Consider the following 17,037-nt stretch of genomic DNA (forward strand, 5'->3'; position numbering starts at 1 on the left):
CCCATTAACCTTCAAAATACAAGAGTTCTTTTGGTGTTTTTGTGAAGAGTTCAAATCCAGTTTCTGTGACATAACCGCAGTCTTCAATCCGGACACCAACTTTTCCTGGAATATAAATACCAGGTTCAACTGAGAAGCACATGCCTTCTTTGATAACCAGGTCGTTGCCTTCCATAATAGATGGAAATTCGTGGACACTCATGCCCAAACCATGTCCAAGACGATGGTTGAAATACTCACCATAACCAGCTTTTTCAATCACTGATCGTGCGGCATAGTCAATTTCACTAGCGGTCACACCAGGCTTGATCATATTAACTGCAGTCATATGAGCCTCTAAAGTTAAGTTGTAAATATCCTGTTTAAACTGGTCTGGCTTACCGACAGCGACTGTGCGCGTCATATCGGAAGTATATCCCAAAGTTTCTACACCTAGGTCGAACAATAGCAGAGCGTCATTTTCGATTTTGTTTGTTGATGGAATTCCGTGTGGGTTAGCGGCATTATCTCCTGTTAAGACCATGGTATCAAAGCTCATTTTTGAAATGCCTTGTTTTTTCATTTCAAATTCAATCTGAGCAATGATATCAGTTTCTGTTACGTTGAGTGAGATATTATCAAAGCCAACTTGCATTGCTTTATCTGCAAATTCACCAGCAACCAACATTTTTTCTATTTCATCACGCGACTTGATCAATTTCATAGTATTGATTAATGGTGTAATATCAGAGAATGGTTGATTGAAGATGGATTGAAGACCATGATAACGTGTTAGGTTTAGGTTGTCAAATTCAGCACCAATCGCTGAGAAATGCTTTTGAGGAAGTTTATTTTTGATGATTTGCCATGGATTTTCTGAATCCATATATCCAGCGACTGGAAAATCAACTGTGGCAACTGCACGCTCCACATCCAAGCCAGGAAGGAAAAGGAGTGATTCGTGATCAGGCATGACAAAGAGCAACATATGGCGCTCATGCGGATCACTAAGGTAACCAGTCAGATAATAAATACTAATTGGATCTGAAAAGATTGCTAAATCTAATTTATTTGAATCGAGGTAATTTTGGACGTGTTGCAATTTTGACATGGCTTTTCCTTTCAAATTTGGAAATCATTTTGAAATTTTCTTTTATTATATAGACTATTGTTTCAAAAAATCAAAAAATTTGCAAGTACAAAGGAAAAAAATACGATTTTCTCTTGAAAGTGGTTACAAAAAATGATACACTATGATTGAGTGAAAGCGTAATTTTCATAGAAATTTGATTTAAGAAAGGAAGTGTAAATAGATGATGAATACAGACGATACCGTGACGATTTATGACGTTGCGCGTGAAGCTGGTGTGTCAATGGCTACAGTCAGTCGTGTAGTCAATGGTAATAAAAATGTCAAGGAAAACACTCGTAAAAAAGTGTTAGAGGTGATTGATCGATTAGATTATCGCCCAAATGCTGTTGCGCGTGGTTTGGCAAGTAAAAAAACGACAACTGTGGGGGTTGTGATTCCAAATATTGCCAATGCCTATTTTGCAACCTTGGCTAAGGGGATTGATGACATTGCTGATATGTATAAGTATAATATCGTATTGGCAAACAGTGATGAAAATGACGAGAAAGAAATTAATGTTATTAATACATTGTTTTCTAAGCAAGTCGATGGTATTATCTTCATGGGCTATCATCTGACAGATAAGATTCGTGCAGAATTTTCACGTTCACGCACTCCGATTGTATTAGCAGGTACTGTCGATTTGGAACACCAATTGCCAAGTGTCAATATTGACTACGCAACTGCAAGTAGTGATGCAGTAAAATTGCTTGCTAAAAATAACAAAAAAATCGCCTTTGTTTCAGGTCCATTGGTTGATGACATCAACGGGAAAGTTCGTTTTTCTGGTTACAAAGAAGGACTCCAAGCGAATGGTTTAGAGTTTAATGAAGGTCTTGTCTTTGAATCAAAATACAAATATGAAGAAGGCTATGTCTTGGCGGAACGTGTCTTGAATGCGGGAGCAACTGCAGCATATATTGCTGAAGATGAAATCGCTGCCGGTTTGTTAAATGGTATCAGTGATCGTGGTATAAAGGTTCCTGAAGAATTTGAAATCATTACAAGTGATGATTCACAGGTAACAAAATATACTCGTCCAAATCTGACGTCCATCAATCAACCGATTTACGATATCGGCGCAATTGCCATGCGTATGTTGACAAAAATTATGCACAAGGAAGAATTGGATAATCGCGAAGTTATCTTGAATCATGGTATCAAGGAACGTAAATCTACAAAATAAGGATTCAGAAGTCGAACTAATCAGTCGGCTTCTTTTTACTTTTTCAGAAAATTGGTAAGGGATTTCCCTATCTGTTTACGGTTTCACTATTTGAAAAAGTAGTGTATAATACATATATGAGTACAAAGAAATTAGTCATAAACATGTTAAGTTCTAGCGAAAAAGTAAAGGGACAAGGGGTATCAGGGGCCTATAGAGAGCTGATGCACTTATTGCGAGAACGTGGAACAACTAAGCTAGACATTCAAGAAAAACTATTTGTTAAGGCGGATGTAACCCATTACCATACCATCGATCCCATCTTTTTTTTGACGACATTTTTCAAAAAAAGAACAGGGCGACGAGTTGGTTATGTGCATTTTCTTCCTGATACTCTTGAAGGTAGCTTACAAATTCCACGTTTTCTTGATCCTCTTGTATCTTGGTATGTGATTACCTTTTATAATCGTATGGACCAGTTAGTGGTCGTCAATCCGAGTTTCATAGATGATTTAGTGGAGTATGGGATTTCACGCGATAAAATCACTTATTTACCAAACTTTGTAAATCGTGATCAGTGGCATCCTCTTTCTACAGAAGAAGTGCAAGATGTTCGAAAACACTACGCAATTTCTCCAGATCAATTTGTTGTATTAGGTGCAGGGCAAGTGCAGAGACGAAAAGGAATTGATGACTTTGCACAATTAGCAAGAGAATGTCCAGATGTGACCTTTGTTTGGGCAGGTGGTTTTTCATTTGGTAATATGACTAATGGACATGCAGAATATAAAAAATTAATGGAGCAGCCTCCTAAAAATCTCGTTTTCACAGGGATTGTTGAAGCAGAAGAAATGCTAAAATTGTATAACATGGCTGATGTTTTCTTTTTACCTAGTTATAGTGAATTGTTCCCAATGACGATTTTAGAAGCAGCCAGTTGTGGTACAGCCATCATGTTGCGAGACATTGATTTGTACAAGGTTATTCTCGAGGGAATGTATTTGCCAGTAAAAAATATGTATGAAATGAAAACGGCTATAGAAACATTGCAGAATCAACCAAATCAGCTGATTGAATTGACAAATAAAGCGAGAGAAATTTCTAACTATTATTCTCCGGAATCCTTGCTTGAAAAGTGGCTTGCCTTTTACCAAGAGCAGGCTGATTTAGCTAAATCATAATACATAAAATAGGAGAAAGCATGCGGATTGGATTATTTACAGACACCTATTTTCCACAAGTTTCGGGTGTGGCAACTTCGATTCGAACTCTCAAAACTGAGCTTGAAAAATTAGGTCATACAGTATTTATTTTTACCACAACAGATGAGGGTGTCAATCGCTACGAGGATTGGGATATTATACGTATCCCAAGTGTTCCATTTTTCGCATTTAAAGACCGGCGAGTAGCCTATGCTGGTTTTAAAGATGCCTTAAAGATAGCTAGTCGCTATAGGTTGGACTTGGTTCACACCCATACAGAATTTACCTTAGGTATTCTAGGTAAGATGGTTGCAAAAGAACTACAAGTTCCTGTTGTGCATACCTATCATACTCAATATGAGGATTATGTACACTATATCGCTAAGGGACGGTTGATTCGTCCTGGAATGATAAAATATTTTGCTCGCTCGTTCCTGCATGATTTGGACGGTGTGATTTGTCCGAGTGAAATTGTTGAGGAACTATTAGTACGATACAATGTTCCTGTTTCAAAAAGGGTCATACCAACAGGGATTGACTTGGCAAAATTTGATCGCCCTGAAATCTGTCCTTCGGACATTGAGGAATTAAGGGAACAACTGGGCATTGGACCAGATGAAACCATGTTACTAAGCCTATCTCGTATCTCACATGAAAAGAATATTCAGGCTGTTATTAAAGCAATGCCGAACATTTTGGCGGACAATCCAAAGGTAAAACTAGTTATTGTTGGTGGTGGGCCATATGAGACAGCTTTGCAGGATATGATTGTTGAATTGGGACTGACAGATTCTGTTCAGATGACGGGAATGGTTGCACCAAGTGATACAGCTCTGTATTATAAAGCTGCCGATTTCTTTATTTCGGCTTCAACGAGTGAGACCCAAGGGTTGACCTTCTTAGAGAGCTTGGCAACGGGAACCCCCATTATCGCTCACTCAAATCCCTATTTGTCTAATGTTATCACTGATAAGATGTTTGGAACGCTATTTTTACATGAAGAGGAACTTTCAGATGCGGTCATTGAAGCGATTGTCATGACCCCTCCTATGAATCCTCATGTTTTGGAAAAAAAATTATATGAAATTTCCGCGACTAATTTCGGACGCAGAGTGTTTGAATACTATCTCGATTTGAAAATTTCATATGATTTCAGAAAAAATCATACAAATCAAGATAGTGTGGCTGAAGTATTGTTAAAAGAAGCCATTTATTTACCACGTAAAGCAGTAGTCAAATCAACAGATACTACAGCAAGGATGCTAAAAAAATCTGTTGAGCAGGTGAAGTCTATTCGGAATTTCTTTGATTAATTTGGAGGGTTCAATTCGGAATTTCTTTGATTAATTTGGAGGGTTCAAATGGAAAGTTTACAAAAGAAAAGTTGGAAGAGTCTGGCTGTAGTAGCCCTTATTATACTATTCATGTATGCAGGTATTTACCTGATTGCCTTTCATCTGATTAGTGACACCATGCTTTCTAAGGAGCTGGTGGTCGGTAATATATTGCTCTATACTCCCATTGTGTTGTTCCTAACGGGTCTTCTTTATGGATTTTTTAACGGCTTCTCTCCTAGCCTTCTTGCCTTGGTTTTACTGCTTTATCCTGTAACCATCTTTTTCTTTAAGGAATGGATTATTCTCTATCAGATTGTCTACACCTTATGTGCTCTGATTGGAAATGGGATAGGAGCTCTGCTATTTACACAAAAGAAGAAAATGAAGAAAAATCCTTGAAAAATCAGGAAATCCTGTTATAATAGCTGTTAGAGACTTATCAATTCTAGGAAATCTTTGAGAGAGTGGGCGGTTGGTGAAAGTGCACAGAGGATAGAATTGACACTACTCGGTATGATTTTATGCAAACATAAAAGGGTGGTTCCCTTATCGCCAACCATGAGGTCTATGACACTTTTTTGTCGTAGATAAATGAAGGTGGAACCACGTTACGACGTCCTTTTTGCAAGGACGTCGTATTTTCTTTTTTGACAAAACAAGGAGGTGAAGTTGATCAGCATTCCACAAGAAACGATTGACCGTTGCCTAGCCATTCGCAAGGCTTACAGAGAATTGGAAGTCAAGTACCACGATAAAGAGTGGTCCATTGAGGAGTGAAACAGTTTGGGGATAGACTGTTTCAGCTCAACAACTTAAAATAAAGAATTGTTGACCAACGATATTGGTAACATGAACCGTCTGATTATGACCAAGCAGGGTCGTTACTATGATGAAACACCCTATAGCTTAGAGCATAAAATGGCTGAAAATATCTGGTGGTTGATTGAACTGGCTGACCGCCTGGATATTGATATTCAAAAAGAAATGGAAACCTTTTTAACTCAGAAAGAGGAGTTATTGGGGATTAAAAAATAAATAAAAAAATAGAAAGGACTAGGGCCTCCGTATTTGGTTGAACTGAATACGGGCTACGGACTGGGCCAAAAAGATAAACGAGAACTAGACGCTTGCGTCGTCGTTTTGTTTCCTATTTTGTCTGTGTCCGCTTAACACCCTTTATATCTTATATTATGATTAACATTACTTTCCCAGATGGTGCTGTTCGTGAGTACCAAGCTGGTGTGACTACTTTTGAAATTGCGGAGAGCATCAGCAAGTCTTTGGCGAAAAAGGCTCTTGCTGGTAAGTTTAATGGTAAATTGATTGACACAACTCGTGCCATTGAAGAGGAAGGTACGCTTGAAATCGTAACGCCCGATCATGAGGATGCCTTGGACATCTTGCGTCACTCAGCTGCCCACTTGTTTGCTCAGGCGTCTCGGCGTCTTTTCCCTGAAATCAAGTTGGGGGTTGGTCCAGCTATTCAAGATGGTTTCTACTATGATACGGACAATGCGGCTGGTCAGATTTCAAATGATGATCTGCCACGCATTCAGGAAGAAATGATGAAGATTGTCAAGGAAAACTTCCCTTCAGAACGTCGTGAGGTGACTAAGGAAGAAGCTCTTGAAATTTTCAAAAATGATCCATACAAGTTGGAATTGATTCAGGAACATTCTGATGATGAGGGCGGTTTGACCATTTATACCCAGGGTGAATACGTTGACCTCTGCCGTGGCCCACACGTTCCGTCAACAGGCCGTATCCAGATTTTTGAATTGCTCAACGTAGCTGGTGCATACTGGCGTGGTAAGAGCGAAAATCCAATGATGCAACGTGTGTATGGTACAGCTTGGTTTGACAAAAAAGATCTCAAAGCATACCTGCAAATGCGTGAAGAGGCCAAAGAACGTGACCACCGTAAACTTGGTAAGGAATTGGATCTTTTCATGATTAGCCAAGAAGTTGGTCAAGGTTTGCCATTCTGGTTGCCAAATGGAGCGACCATCCGTCGTACCTTGGAGCGTTACATCACAGACAAGGAATTAGCTTCAGGTTACCAGCACGTTTATACGCCACCTTTGGCTTCTGTCGAACTCTACAAGACCTCAGGTCACTGGGATCATTATTCAGAAGACATGTTTCCAACTATGGACATGGGTGACGGTGAGGAGTTTGTGCTTCGTCCGATGAACTGTCCGCACCACATTCAAGTTTATAAAAATCATGTGCGTTCTTACCGCGAATTGCCAGTGCGTATCGCTGAGCTTGGGATGATGCACCGCTATGAGAAATCTGGTGCTCTTACAGGTTTGCAACGGGTACGTGAGATGACTCTTAACGACGGTCATATTTTCGTGACACCTGAGCAAATCCAAGAAGAGTTCAAAAAAGCACTTCAGTTGATTATCGAAGTGTACGCAGATTTCAACTTAAACGACTACCGTTTCCGTCTGTCATATCGTGACCCAGAGGACAAAGAGAAGTACTATGACAACGATGAGATGTGGGAAAATGCCCAGCGTATGTTGAAAGATGCTATGGATGAAATGGGCGTGGACTACTTCGAGGCAGAGGGGGAAGCAGCCTTTTACGGTCCAAAATTAGATATCCAGGTGAGAACTGCCTTAGGTAATGAGGAGACACTGTCAACCATTCAGTTGGACTTCCTCTTGCCAGAACGTTTTGCTTTGACCTACATTGGTGCTGATGGTGAAGAACACCGCCCGGTTATGATTCACCGTGGTGTTATCTCAACTATGGAACGCTTCACAGCCATTTTGATTGAAACCTACAAGGGCGCCTTCCCAACTTGGTTAGCTCCAACCCAAGTGACTATGATTCCAATCTCTGTGGAGGCTCACTTGGATTACGCTTGGAAGGTTGCAAAAGAATTGCAAGACCGTGGTGTTCGCGTACACGTAGATGAACGTAACGAGAAGATGCAGTACAAGATTCGTCAGAGTCAGACCAGCAAGATTCCATACCAGCTCATCGTTGGTGACAAGGAAATGGAAGATAATGCTGTCAACGTTCGACGCTACGGAAGTAAGGCAACGCAAACTCAGTCTGTTGCAGAATTTGTGGACCATATCCTAGCAGATATTGCTCGTAAGTCAAGACCAGCTGAAGAAGAATAAATAAAGCAAGAAGTCCGAATGGGCTTCTTTTTTGACAGCAAAAAAATCCCAACCAACTGGCTGGGAGAAATCTTACTCTATGCTGCTCGCCCAAGACTTAGCCACATAACGTGACAGACTTGAAATGGCAAAATTGATAACAAAGTAGATGAGAGCAACCATGAGGTAAAGGGCAAAAACTTGTTCTGCCTCAAAGTAGCGTCCCATGAGGATTTGACTAGAACCAAAGAGTTCTTGCAGGGCGATAACGGAATAGAGAAAACTAGTGTCCTTGATGACCGTTACAATCTGCGAGATGATGGCTGGCAGCATTTTGCGAATAGCCTGAGGCATAATGATATAGACCATGATTTGTACAGGGGTAAAACCCTGTGACAAACCAGCTTCGGTCTGGCCCGGTCCGATGGCGTTTAGACCACCGCGGATAATCTCGGCCATGGCTGCCGTGGTAAAAATAGTAAAAGAAGTAATACCAGCAGGCGTTGACTTCATTTGGAAGACTAGGAAAACTGTGAAAATCCACAGCAAGTTTGGGACATTACGCACAAATTCAATATAGATGGTTGCAATCCACTTGAAAATTGGATTTTTCCCATTACGCATGATGGCTAAAACCATTCCGAAAAGAATGGATAGGATTACCGAAATACTTGAAATATAGACTGTTAACTTCAAACCACTCCACAAGAGTTGGAAGGTTGAAGGTTTGAGTAATTCTAAAACATAATTCATCGTTCAACCTCCTTTTAGTGTGAAAAGGCTGACTTATTCCTTTCCTCAATGCGTCGGCCCCAGCTTGCAACAGGGAAGCACATGATGAAGTAAAGGAAAGCAGCACCAGCAAATGCTGGGATGTAGTTAGCATTCATGGCAGACCAAGATTTTGACATAAACATAATATCAGCTCCTGAGATGATGGCAACAGTGGCAGTATTCTTAATCAAGTTCACGACTTGGTTGGTCAAAGGTGGCAGAATGGTCGGAACGGCCTGTGGCAAAATGATAATCCACATGGTTTCAGCTTGAGTAAATCCTTGTGAAAGTGCAGCTTCTGTTTGACCAGTTGGCACAGCTTCAATCCCTGCACGAATGACCTCTGCAATATAGGCACCGTGATAGAGTCCCACGCAGATAACAGCTGTCCAGTAGATGGACGGCATGAGAACATAATTTGAAATCAGCGGAAGTCCATAATAAACAATCATGAACTGAACCAAAAGCGGCGTATTCTGATAGTATTCAACATAGACACGTGCGATGATTTTTAAAACTTTATTTTTACTTGAAGAGAGACTACCAAAGACAATTCCTAAAAACATGGCCATGATAAAGGCTCCGACAGAAATGGCTAAGGTAAAGAGAAATCCTTGGAAAAAAGTTGGAAAATCCTTGAAATAACTGACCCAATTCTCCCAAGCGTAAGGACTAGTTGTTAAAACTGTCATATTGTTTCACCTTTCTATTCGTCAGTTTCTGTCACTGGTTCTAGACCATTGGCATCATAGATGGCCTGAAGACTACCATCGGAAGTCCATTTTTCAACAAGGCTGTTTAAGTAGTTGTTAAGGTCTTTGTTAGATAATTTAGTAACAATTCCATAATCAGAAGCTGAGAAGCTAAAGTCCATTAGTTCTGATTTTGAGCCAATGTAACCGGATAGAATGGATTGGTCAACAGAGAAGGCATCAGTTCTATGTGCTCTAAGGGATACGGAGAGTTCCGGATAGGAACCGAGTTCAGCAAAGTTTACTGCAATGCCATACTTATCTGCCAATTCAGAGATGAGGGTACGTGTAATGGAACCCTGAGCTACTCCGATTGTCTTTCCGTTTAGGTCGGTAAAGGTCTTAATTCCACTATCCTTATTGACCAAGAAGCCAACGGCATCTGTGTAGTAAGGAGTTGTGAAATTGTAGAGTAACGTGCGTTCTTCTGTGATGGTGAAGGTTGCGATGACCAAATCTACTTGACCATTATCGAGAAGTGGTCCACGTGTTTGGGCAGTAACCGGAGTGAATTCAATATCTACACCTAATTCGTCTGCGATTTTGCGAGCAATGTCAATCTCCAATCCTTCAAATTCACCAGAATCTGGGTTCTTGTAGCCAAAGTTTGGAACATCCTGTTTGACACCAACTCGGAGAACACCTCTCTCGATTATTGCCTGAACTTGGTCACTGTTCGATAATTCTGTAGGGGTATCTGTTTGCGCAATGGGCTGTTTAACTACGAATAGGAGTATGGCTACTAGGACTAGTAGTGGAAATGTCAGAAAGAGAGTACGATTCTTCTTTTTCATAGGTACCTCCTATAACTTTACGTTATCAGATTCGTGGTTGATGATCTTACTGAGGAATTGCTTAGCTCTTGGTTCGGTTGGGTTTTCAAAGAATCCATTGACATCGGTCGTGTCTACCAAAACCTCTCCCTCAGCCATAAAGATAATACGGTCAGCAACCTCACGTGCAAAGCTCATTTCATGCGTTACAACAATCATGTTCATCCCATCTCGCGCTAATTTTTGCATTACCGCTAAAACATCACCGATGGTTTCTGGATCGAGGGCAGAAGTTGGTTCATCAAACAACAAAAGTTCAGGTTGCATAGCCAATCCACGTGCAATTGCGACACGTTGTTTTTGTCCGCCAGATAGCATAGCAGGATAGGAATCTTTTCTATCCCAAAGGTTAACAAACTCGAGGTATTTTTGAGCAGTTTTTTCAGCAGTTGCCTTATCAATACCTAAGACCTTTGTCGGAGCTAGGGTAACATTTTCTAAAACTGTCTTGTGTGGATAGAGATTAAAATGCTGGAAGACCATACCAACTTCTTTACGTAAGGCAACTAATTCTTTGATGGACGTAGAAGAAATATCATGACCATTGACGACCAATTGACCTTCATCGATTGCTTCTAAACCAATGATAGTTCGGATGAGTGTCGATTTTCCTGAACCAGATGGTCCGAGCAATACGACAACCTGTCCAGGTTCAAATTCCAAGTTTATATTGCGTAAGGCGTGGTAGTCGCCGTAGTATTTATTTACATTTTTAAAATCTACTAATGCCATAAGTGTCTCCTTCAAGAAAAAATAGGGTATTAGCATCATATCATTGCAATTATTAAATGTCAAGTAAATTCAGACAATTTAATAATTAGCATATCATAAAATGCAACATAAGATTATGTACACATCTTGTAAAATGAAATTTTTAAATAAGTTTGATATAATAGATAAAAGATAATAAAGGTAATAAAAAATGAAGAAAATTTTAATTGTTGATGATGAGAAACCAATCTCGGATATTATTAAGTTCAATATGACACGTGAAGGATATGAGGTAGTTACTGCGTTTGATGGACGTGAGGCGCTTGATATTTTTGAAGCAGAGTTTCCAGACATTGTTATTTTAGATTTAATGCTTCCAGAAATAGATGGATTAGAAGTAGCACGGACGATTCGAAAAACAAGTAATGTTCCTATTTTAATGTTGTCAGCTAAAGATAGTGAGTTTGATAAAGTTATTGGGCTTGAAATTGGTGCGGATGACTATGTGACAAAGCCATTCTCAAACCGTGAATTACAGGCGCGTGTAAAAGCTCTTCTTCGTCGAAGTGAATTGGCTGAGACGCAAGGAGCAGTTGAATCATCTGGTACTCCAGAATTGGTAATCGGTGATTTGGTAATTGTTCCAGATGCTTTTGTAGCTAAGAAACATGGAAAAGAACTTGAACTAACACACCGTGAATTTGAATTATTGTATCATTTGGCCAAGCACATTGGGCAAGTCATGACGCGAGAGCATCTACTTGAGACTGTTTGGGGATATGATTATTTTGGAGATGTACGTACTGTGGACGTGACGGTTCGACGCTTGCGCGAAAAAATTGAAGACACTCCAAGTCGTCCGGAATACATCTTGACACGCAGGGGAGTAGGTTATTTTATAAAAGCTTATGATTAATCAATTACGCTATCTAATTACAACAGCTGAATTTTGGTTTGTTGTTATTTTGGTCGGCTTTCTAATGGCGTTGACAGTATTGTTGATAGAAAACTATCGTGACAATAAGCAGATTCAATTACTCAATAAAAAAGTTGGCGACTTGATAGATGGTAATTACTCTGATGTATTGGATTTGCGAGGAAGTCCAGAGATTACTGAAATGGCAAATTTACTGAATGATTTGTCAGAAGTAATCCGTTTAACGCACGATCACCTAGAACAAGAAAAAATCCGGCTCAGTTCCATTCTTTCCTACATGAGTGATGGAGTCATTGCTACAGATCGTATTGGCCGAATTATCATGGTCAATGATATGGCGCAGAAACAACTGGGGTTAAAAGATCATAAACAGGAGCAATATTTTTTACTTGATGTTCTAGAACTTCAAGACAAATATAGTCTGCGTGAGTTGTTATCTCAAACACCTGAAATCGTCTTAGAAAAAGTTAATGAGAATCAAGAATTACTGACCTTACGAGCTAATTTTGCAACGATTAGGAGTGAAAGTGGGCTCATATCAGGGTTGGTTGTTGTCCTACATGATATGACGGAGCAGGCCAAGGAGGAACGTGAGCGCAGACTGTTTGTTTCTAATGTCAGTCACGAATTGCGTACACCGTTGACCTCGGTTAAATCATATTTGGAAGCCTTGGATGAGGGAGCTCTGACTGAATCGGTTGCCCCAAGTTTTGTCAAGGTATCCTTAGATGAAACCAACCGGATGATGCGGATGATTACAGATCTTTTAAGTTTATCTCGCATTGATAATCAGGTTGGAGAGATAGATGTAGAGTTAATCAATTTTACAGCCTTTATCACTTTTATCTTGAATCGCTTTGATCAGATGAAGAATTCTGATGTTGGTAAGACCTACGCTATTATTCGTGATTACCAGATTAGTCCAATTTGGGTTGAAATTGATACCGATAAGATGACGCAGGTAGTTGATAATATTTTGAATAATGCTATCAAGTATTCTCCAGATGGGGGAAACATTACCTTTAGTATGAAAACGACAGATAGTCAGCTTATTCTTTCTATTTCAGATGAAGGTTTGGGTATTCCTAAAGCTGATTTACCTAAAATATTTGACCGTTTCTATCGAGTTGATAAAGCGCGTTCGAGAGCCCAAGGAGGCACAGGTTTAGGTTTGGCGATTGCAAAAGAGATTGTAAAGCAACACAAAGGTTTCATTTGGGCTAAAAGTGAGTATGGACATGGTTCGACATTTACGATTGTCTTACCATATAGTAAGGATATTGCACTGGATGAGTGGGAAGAGGTTGTTGAGGAAGAATAGGAGAGTATGATCGGAACAGGTTTTAATTATAGTATTTTAGCATCCGGGTCTAGTGGAAATTGTTTTTATTTGGAAACGGATAAAAAGAAAATTTTAGTGGATGCAGGTTTATCGGGAAAAAAAATCACTAGTCTTTTGGCAGAAATTGACCGAAAACCAGATGATATTGATGCCATTTTAGTCACCCATGAACATAGCGATCATATCCATGGTATAGGAGTGTTAGCTCGTAAATATGGTATGGATATTTATGCCAATGAATTGACCTGGCAGGCAATGGAAAGCAAGCTGGGCAAAATTGATGTCGCCCAAAAACACATTTTTGAATTGGGCTCAATGAAAACTTTTGGAGACCTGGATATTGAGTCATTTGGTGTCAGCCACGATGCTGCTTGTCCGCAGTTCTACCGCTTTATGAAAGATGATAAATCCTTTGTTATGTTGACGGATACTGGTTATGTTAGTGACCGAATGGTGGGTATTGTGGAAAATGCAGATGCCTATTTGATTGAATCCAATCATGATGTTGAAATCCTTCGTTCGGGTTCATATTCTTGGAATTTGAAGCAACGGATTTTGTCGGATAAAGGGCATCTTTGTAACGAAGATGGTGCAGATGCCATGATTCGTTCGCTCGGAAATCGGACCAATAAGATTTACCTAGGGCATCTATCAAAGGAAAATAATATTAAGGAACTGGCACATATGACTATGGTTAACCAATTGGCACAAGCTGATTTAGGTGTTGGTACAGATTTTCAAATTTATGATACTTCGCCAGATACAGCGACTGTATTGACCAAGATTTGATAGATAGAAAGATCCGTAAAAGGTCGTGTTCGCACGGCTTTTTTTGTTTTTTTGCGATGAAGTGAAAAGAGGAGAAATGATATAATAATTCGCGTTATTATTTCAAATTTATTCACTGTTACTATTAGAATTGAAAAGACTTATTATTGGAGATGATTTTATTGTGGAGGAAGATTATTGTATGGAGAAAATATTTCTTGAAAGGGAGGCTAAGGCTAAAAATTATGATTTTCCTGTGGTATAATAAGAAGAATATTTCTAGAATGAGGTTTGTCTTTTGAAAAAAAAGAATCATCAATCAACTGGTAATGCAAGAAATATGATTCAAATTCGATTAAATATTTTATTTGGAGTCGTCATTTTATTATTTACAGTGCTGATTGTTCGGTTGGCAGATATGCAGATTGTGAATCATGATTTTTATAGTAATAAATTAGCAACTGCTAGTCAGAAAGTAGTCACTAAAAGTTCTGTTCGAGGACTGATTTACGATGCCAAAGGAAAGCCTTTGGTTGAAAATCAGATACAACAAGTAGTGTCTTTTACGCGCTCCAATAAAATGACTGCTGAGGAAATGAAGCAGGTTGCTAAAAATTTACTTCAATGGGTCACAGTTTCGGATGTCAGTGTTTCAGATCGGGATAAAGCTGACTACTATCTGGCAGATCAAGCAGTCTACCAGGAAGTGCTAAATAAACTTCCTAAAGAGCAGCGATTCGATGCAGATGGCAATTATTTAAGTGAATCAGAAATCTATACAAATGCTGTTGCTAGTTTAACGCCTGAACAGTTAAACTACTCTGATGAAGAGTTGAAAGCAATTGAACTATTTACGCAGATGAATGCCGCTTCCTATTTTGAAACAGTTAATCTTGTCACAGACAGCCTTACGGCTGAACAAGTGGCTTTGATTGTAGCAAATTCTGACCAACTTGAAGGAATCTCAACTACAAATAACTGGCAACGGAGTATTCTAGATACTTCACTTAGCTCAATTATTGGTACTGTAACAAGTGAACAGGCTGGTTTGCCTGCTGAAGATGCGGAATACTATCTCTCCAAGGGCTACTCATCAAATGACCGTGTGGGAACTGCCTACCTCGAGAAACAATATGAAGAAGTATTGCAAGGTCAACGTGAGAAAAAACAAATCAACCTTGATAGAAATGGCAATGTCGAAAGTATTGAGACAATCCAAGAAGGGCAGCAAGGAAATAATATTAAACTGACTATTGATTTAGCCTTTCAAGATGGGGTCAATGCTATTTTGAAAAAATACTTTGAAAGTGAGCTGGCTACTGGTAGTGCACTTTACTCGGAAGGAGTTTATGCAGTCGCATTGGAACCTTCAACAGGTGCGGTGCTTGCCATGTCTGGATACAGTCATGAAAAAGGAGCAGGTAGTATAACAGAAGATGCCCTCGGTACTATTACAAGTGTTTTCACACCAGGTTCCATCGTCAAAGGAGCGACAATCAGCTCTGGTTGGGAAAATGGAGTTATCAGTGGCAATCAAGTGCAGTTAGACGAACCAATCTATTTTGCAGGTTCAGCACCAATTACATCTTGGTGGGCCTATGGTAGTTTTAATATTGATGCGACAGAGGCTCTAGAATATTCTTCTAACGCCTACATGGTTAAGATTGCTTTGGGACTACTTGGTCAGACCTACTCAGCTAACATGTATTTGAATGATGGCGATACATTGACAAATGCCATGACTAAGCTTCGTTCGACTTTTGCAGAGTATGGTTTAGGTGCGTCAACAGGTATTGACCTTCCACTCGAATCTATAGGATTTTTACCGGAAGAGTATTCGACAGCCAATTTTATTACCAATGCTTTTGGACAGTTTGATAACTATACACCGATGCAGATGGCACAGTATGCAGCGACCATTGCGAATAACGGGACACGGATTTCTCCACACCTCGTTGAGGGAATTTATGGGAATAATGCCCAAGGTGGTTTGGGAGAATTAATTGAAACCGTATCTGGTAAGGAGATGAATCAGGTTAATATTTCCGCTGAGGAAATGTCTCTTCTTCGTCAAGGTTTCTACCAAGTTGTCAATGGTAGTGGGCGCTTTAATACAGGTAGTGCTATCGGTCGTGGTGCGGCCGTGACCATCAGTGCCAAGACTGGTAGAGCCGAAACCTATACAACGACAGCTTCTGGTGATGTGGTTACTGCGGTCAATACCAACGTTGTTGCTTATGCGCCTAGTGATAATCCTCAAATTGCGGTAGCAGTTGTCCTACCAAACTTGACCAATCAAAGTTCAACAACTACTAATACAATTACTCAAGAAATTATCAATCTATATCAATCACTTCACCCAATGAATTAAGGAGGCTTATGCTTTACCCTACACCTATTGCCAAGTTAATTGATAGTTATTCTAAATTACCCGGTATTGGTATCAAAACTGCCACTCGTCTAGCATTTTATACAATTGGTATGGAGGATGATGTCGTTAATGAATTCGCCAAAAATTTATTGGCAGCCAAGCGAGATTTATCTTATTGCTCGATTTGTGGTAATCTGACGGACCAAGACCCTTGTGCTATTTGTCAGGACTCAACGAGAGATCAATCTACAATTTTGATTGTAGAGGATAGTCGGGATGTTACGGCTTTGGAAAATATTCAAGAATACCACGGTCTCTATCATGTTTTGCATGGCTTGATTTCGCCAATGAATGGTATCGGACCAGATGATATTAATTTGAAATCCCTCCTCACTCGTCTGATGGACAATGAGGTTACAGAAGTTATTGTGGCGACAAATGCAACTGCGGATGGTGAGGCGACTTCAATGTATATTTCTCGTGTGCTTAAACCTGCTGGAATAAAAGTAACCCGATTAGCTCGAGGTCTAGCAGTTGGAAGTGATATTGAATATGCAGATGAAGTTACTCTACTGCGAGCAATCGAAAATAGAACAGAGTTGTAGACGAATGGCT

Annotated in this window: 16 protein-coding genes; 11 read left to right on the forward strand and 5 right to left on the reverse strand. The window is 39.7% G+C overall.

The window, feature by feature from the left end; all coding sequences use genetic code 11:
- Positions 1-4: 4 nt before the first annotated feature.
- A complete protein-coding gene (locus D2A30_03315; GenBank protein ULL20692.1) occupies positions 5-1,090 on the reverse strand; it encodes an aminopeptidase P family protein in 1,086 nt (361 codons plus the stop codon).
- Positions 1,091-1,292: 202 nt separating this feature from the next.
- On the opposite strand from D2A30_03315, the gene ccpA reads away from it, so the two are divergent.
- From ccpA to D2A30_03345, 6 genes are all read left to right on the forward strand, one after another.
- Complete coding sequence (gene ccpA / locus D2A30_03320) at positions 1,293-2,297, forward strand: catabolite control protein A (protein ULL20693.1); 1,005 nt, start codon at positions 1,293-1,295, stop codon at positions 2,295-2,297.
- A gap of 116 nt (positions 2,298-2,413) precedes the next feature.
- A complete protein-coding gene (locus D2A30_03325) occupies positions 2,414-3,457 on the forward strand; it encodes a glycosyltransferase (GenBank protein ID ULL20694.1) in 1,044 nt (347 codons plus the stop codon).
- Between the two features lie 20 nt (positions 3,458-3,477).
- Positions 3,478-4,791 carry a glycosyltransferase family 4 protein gene (locus D2A30_03330; GenBank protein ULL20695.1) on the forward strand — a complete coding sequence of 438 codons (1,314 nt, stop codon included), beginning with the start codon at positions 3,478-3,480 and terminating at the stop codon, positions 4,789-4,791.
- A gap of 48 nt (positions 4,792-4,839) precedes the next feature.
- Entirely contained in the window at positions 4,840-5,214 is a 375-nt protein-coding gene (locus D2A30_03335; protein ULL20696.1) for a hypothetical protein, read from the forward strand.
- 450 nt (positions 5,215-5,664) lie between these two features.
- Entirely contained in the window at positions 5,665-5,850 is a 186-nt protein-coding gene (locus D2A30_03340) for a MazG-like protein (protein ID ULL20697.1), read from the forward strand.
- Positions 5,851-6,005: 155 nt separating this feature from the next.
- Positions 6,006-7,955: a threonine--tRNA ligase gene (locus D2A30_03345; protein ULL21980.1), complete on the forward strand. Its 1,950-nt coding sequence runs from the start codon at positions 6,006-6,008 to the stop codon at positions 7,953-7,955.
- A gap of 72 nt (positions 7,956-8,027) precedes the next feature.
- Here D2A30_03345 and D2A30_03350 read toward each other — a convergent pair whose 3' ends face one another.
- From D2A30_03350 to D2A30_03365, 4 genes are read right to left on the reverse strand one after another with little or no spacing between them, the layout of a single operon-like run.
- On the reverse strand, positions 8,028-8,687 hold the full coding sequence (locus tag D2A30_03350; GenBank protein ULL20698.1) for an amino acid ABC transporter permease: 660 nt from the start codon (positions 8,685-8,687) through the stop codon (positions 8,028-8,030).
- 14 nt (positions 8,688-8,701) lie between these two features.
- A complete protein-coding gene (locus D2A30_03355; protein ULL20699.1) occupies positions 8,702-9,400 on the reverse strand; it encodes an amino acid ABC transporter permease in 699 nt (232 codons plus the stop codon).
- Between the two features lie 14 nt (positions 9,401-9,414).
- Positions 9,415-10,254 (reverse strand): glutamine ABC transporter substrate-binding protein, encoded by an 840-nt coding sequence (locus D2A30_03360; GenBank protein ULL20700.1) that lies wholly within the window; start codon positions 10,252-10,254, stop codon positions 9,415-9,417.
- 9 nt (positions 10,255-10,263) lie between these two features.
- Positions 10,264-11,025 (reverse strand): amino acid ABC transporter ATP-binding protein, encoded by a 762-nt coding sequence (locus tag D2A30_03365; protein ULL20701.1) that lies wholly within the window; start codon positions 11,023-11,025, stop codon positions 10,264-10,266.
- Positions 11,026-11,215: 190 nt separating this feature from the next.
- Between D2A30_03365 and D2A30_03370 the strand changes: the two genes are divergently transcribed.
- From D2A30_03370 to recR, 5 genes are all read left to right on the forward strand, one after another.
- Positions 11,216-11,920: a DNA-binding response regulator gene (locus tag D2A30_03370; protein ID ULL20702.1), complete on the forward strand. Its 705-nt coding sequence runs from the start codon at positions 11,216-11,218 to the stop codon at positions 11,918-11,920.
- Positions 11,913-13,262 carry a cell wall metabolism sensor histidine kinase VicK gene (vicK, locus tag D2A30_03375; protein ID ULL20703.1) on the forward strand — a complete coding sequence of 450 codons (1,350 nt, stop codon included), beginning with the start codon at positions 11,913-11,915 and terminating at the stop codon, positions 13,260-13,262. Before D2A30_03370 ends, vicK begins: the two co-directional genes overlap by 8 nt.
- 6 nt (positions 13,263-13,268) lie before the next feature.
- Positions 13,269-14,072 carry an MBL fold metallo-hydrolase gene (locus D2A30_03380; protein ID ULL20704.1) on the forward strand — a complete coding sequence of 268 codons (804 nt, stop codon included), beginning with the start codon at positions 13,269-13,271 and terminating at the stop codon, positions 14,070-14,072.
- A gap of 277 nt (positions 14,073-14,349) precedes the next feature.
- The gene (locus D2A30_03385; GenBank protein ULL20705.1) at positions 14,350-16,422 is read left to right on the forward strand and encodes a penicillin-binding protein 2; all 2,073 of its coding nucleotides are present in this window, start codon (positions 14,350-14,352) and stop codon (positions 16,420-16,422) included.
- 8 nt (positions 16,423-16,430) lie between these two features.
- Positions 16,431-17,027 (forward strand): recombination protein RecR, encoded by a 597-nt coding sequence (gene recR / locus D2A30_03390; GenBank protein ULL20706.1) that lies wholly within the window; start codon positions 16,431-16,433, stop codon positions 17,025-17,027.
- Positions 17,028-17,037: the final 10 nt, after the last annotated feature.

Source organism: Streptococcus suis (genome assembly GCA_022354845.1).
Classification (GTDB): domain Bacteria; phylum Bacillota; class Bacilli; order Lactobacillales; family Streptococcaceae; genus Streptococcus; species Streptococcus suis_AA.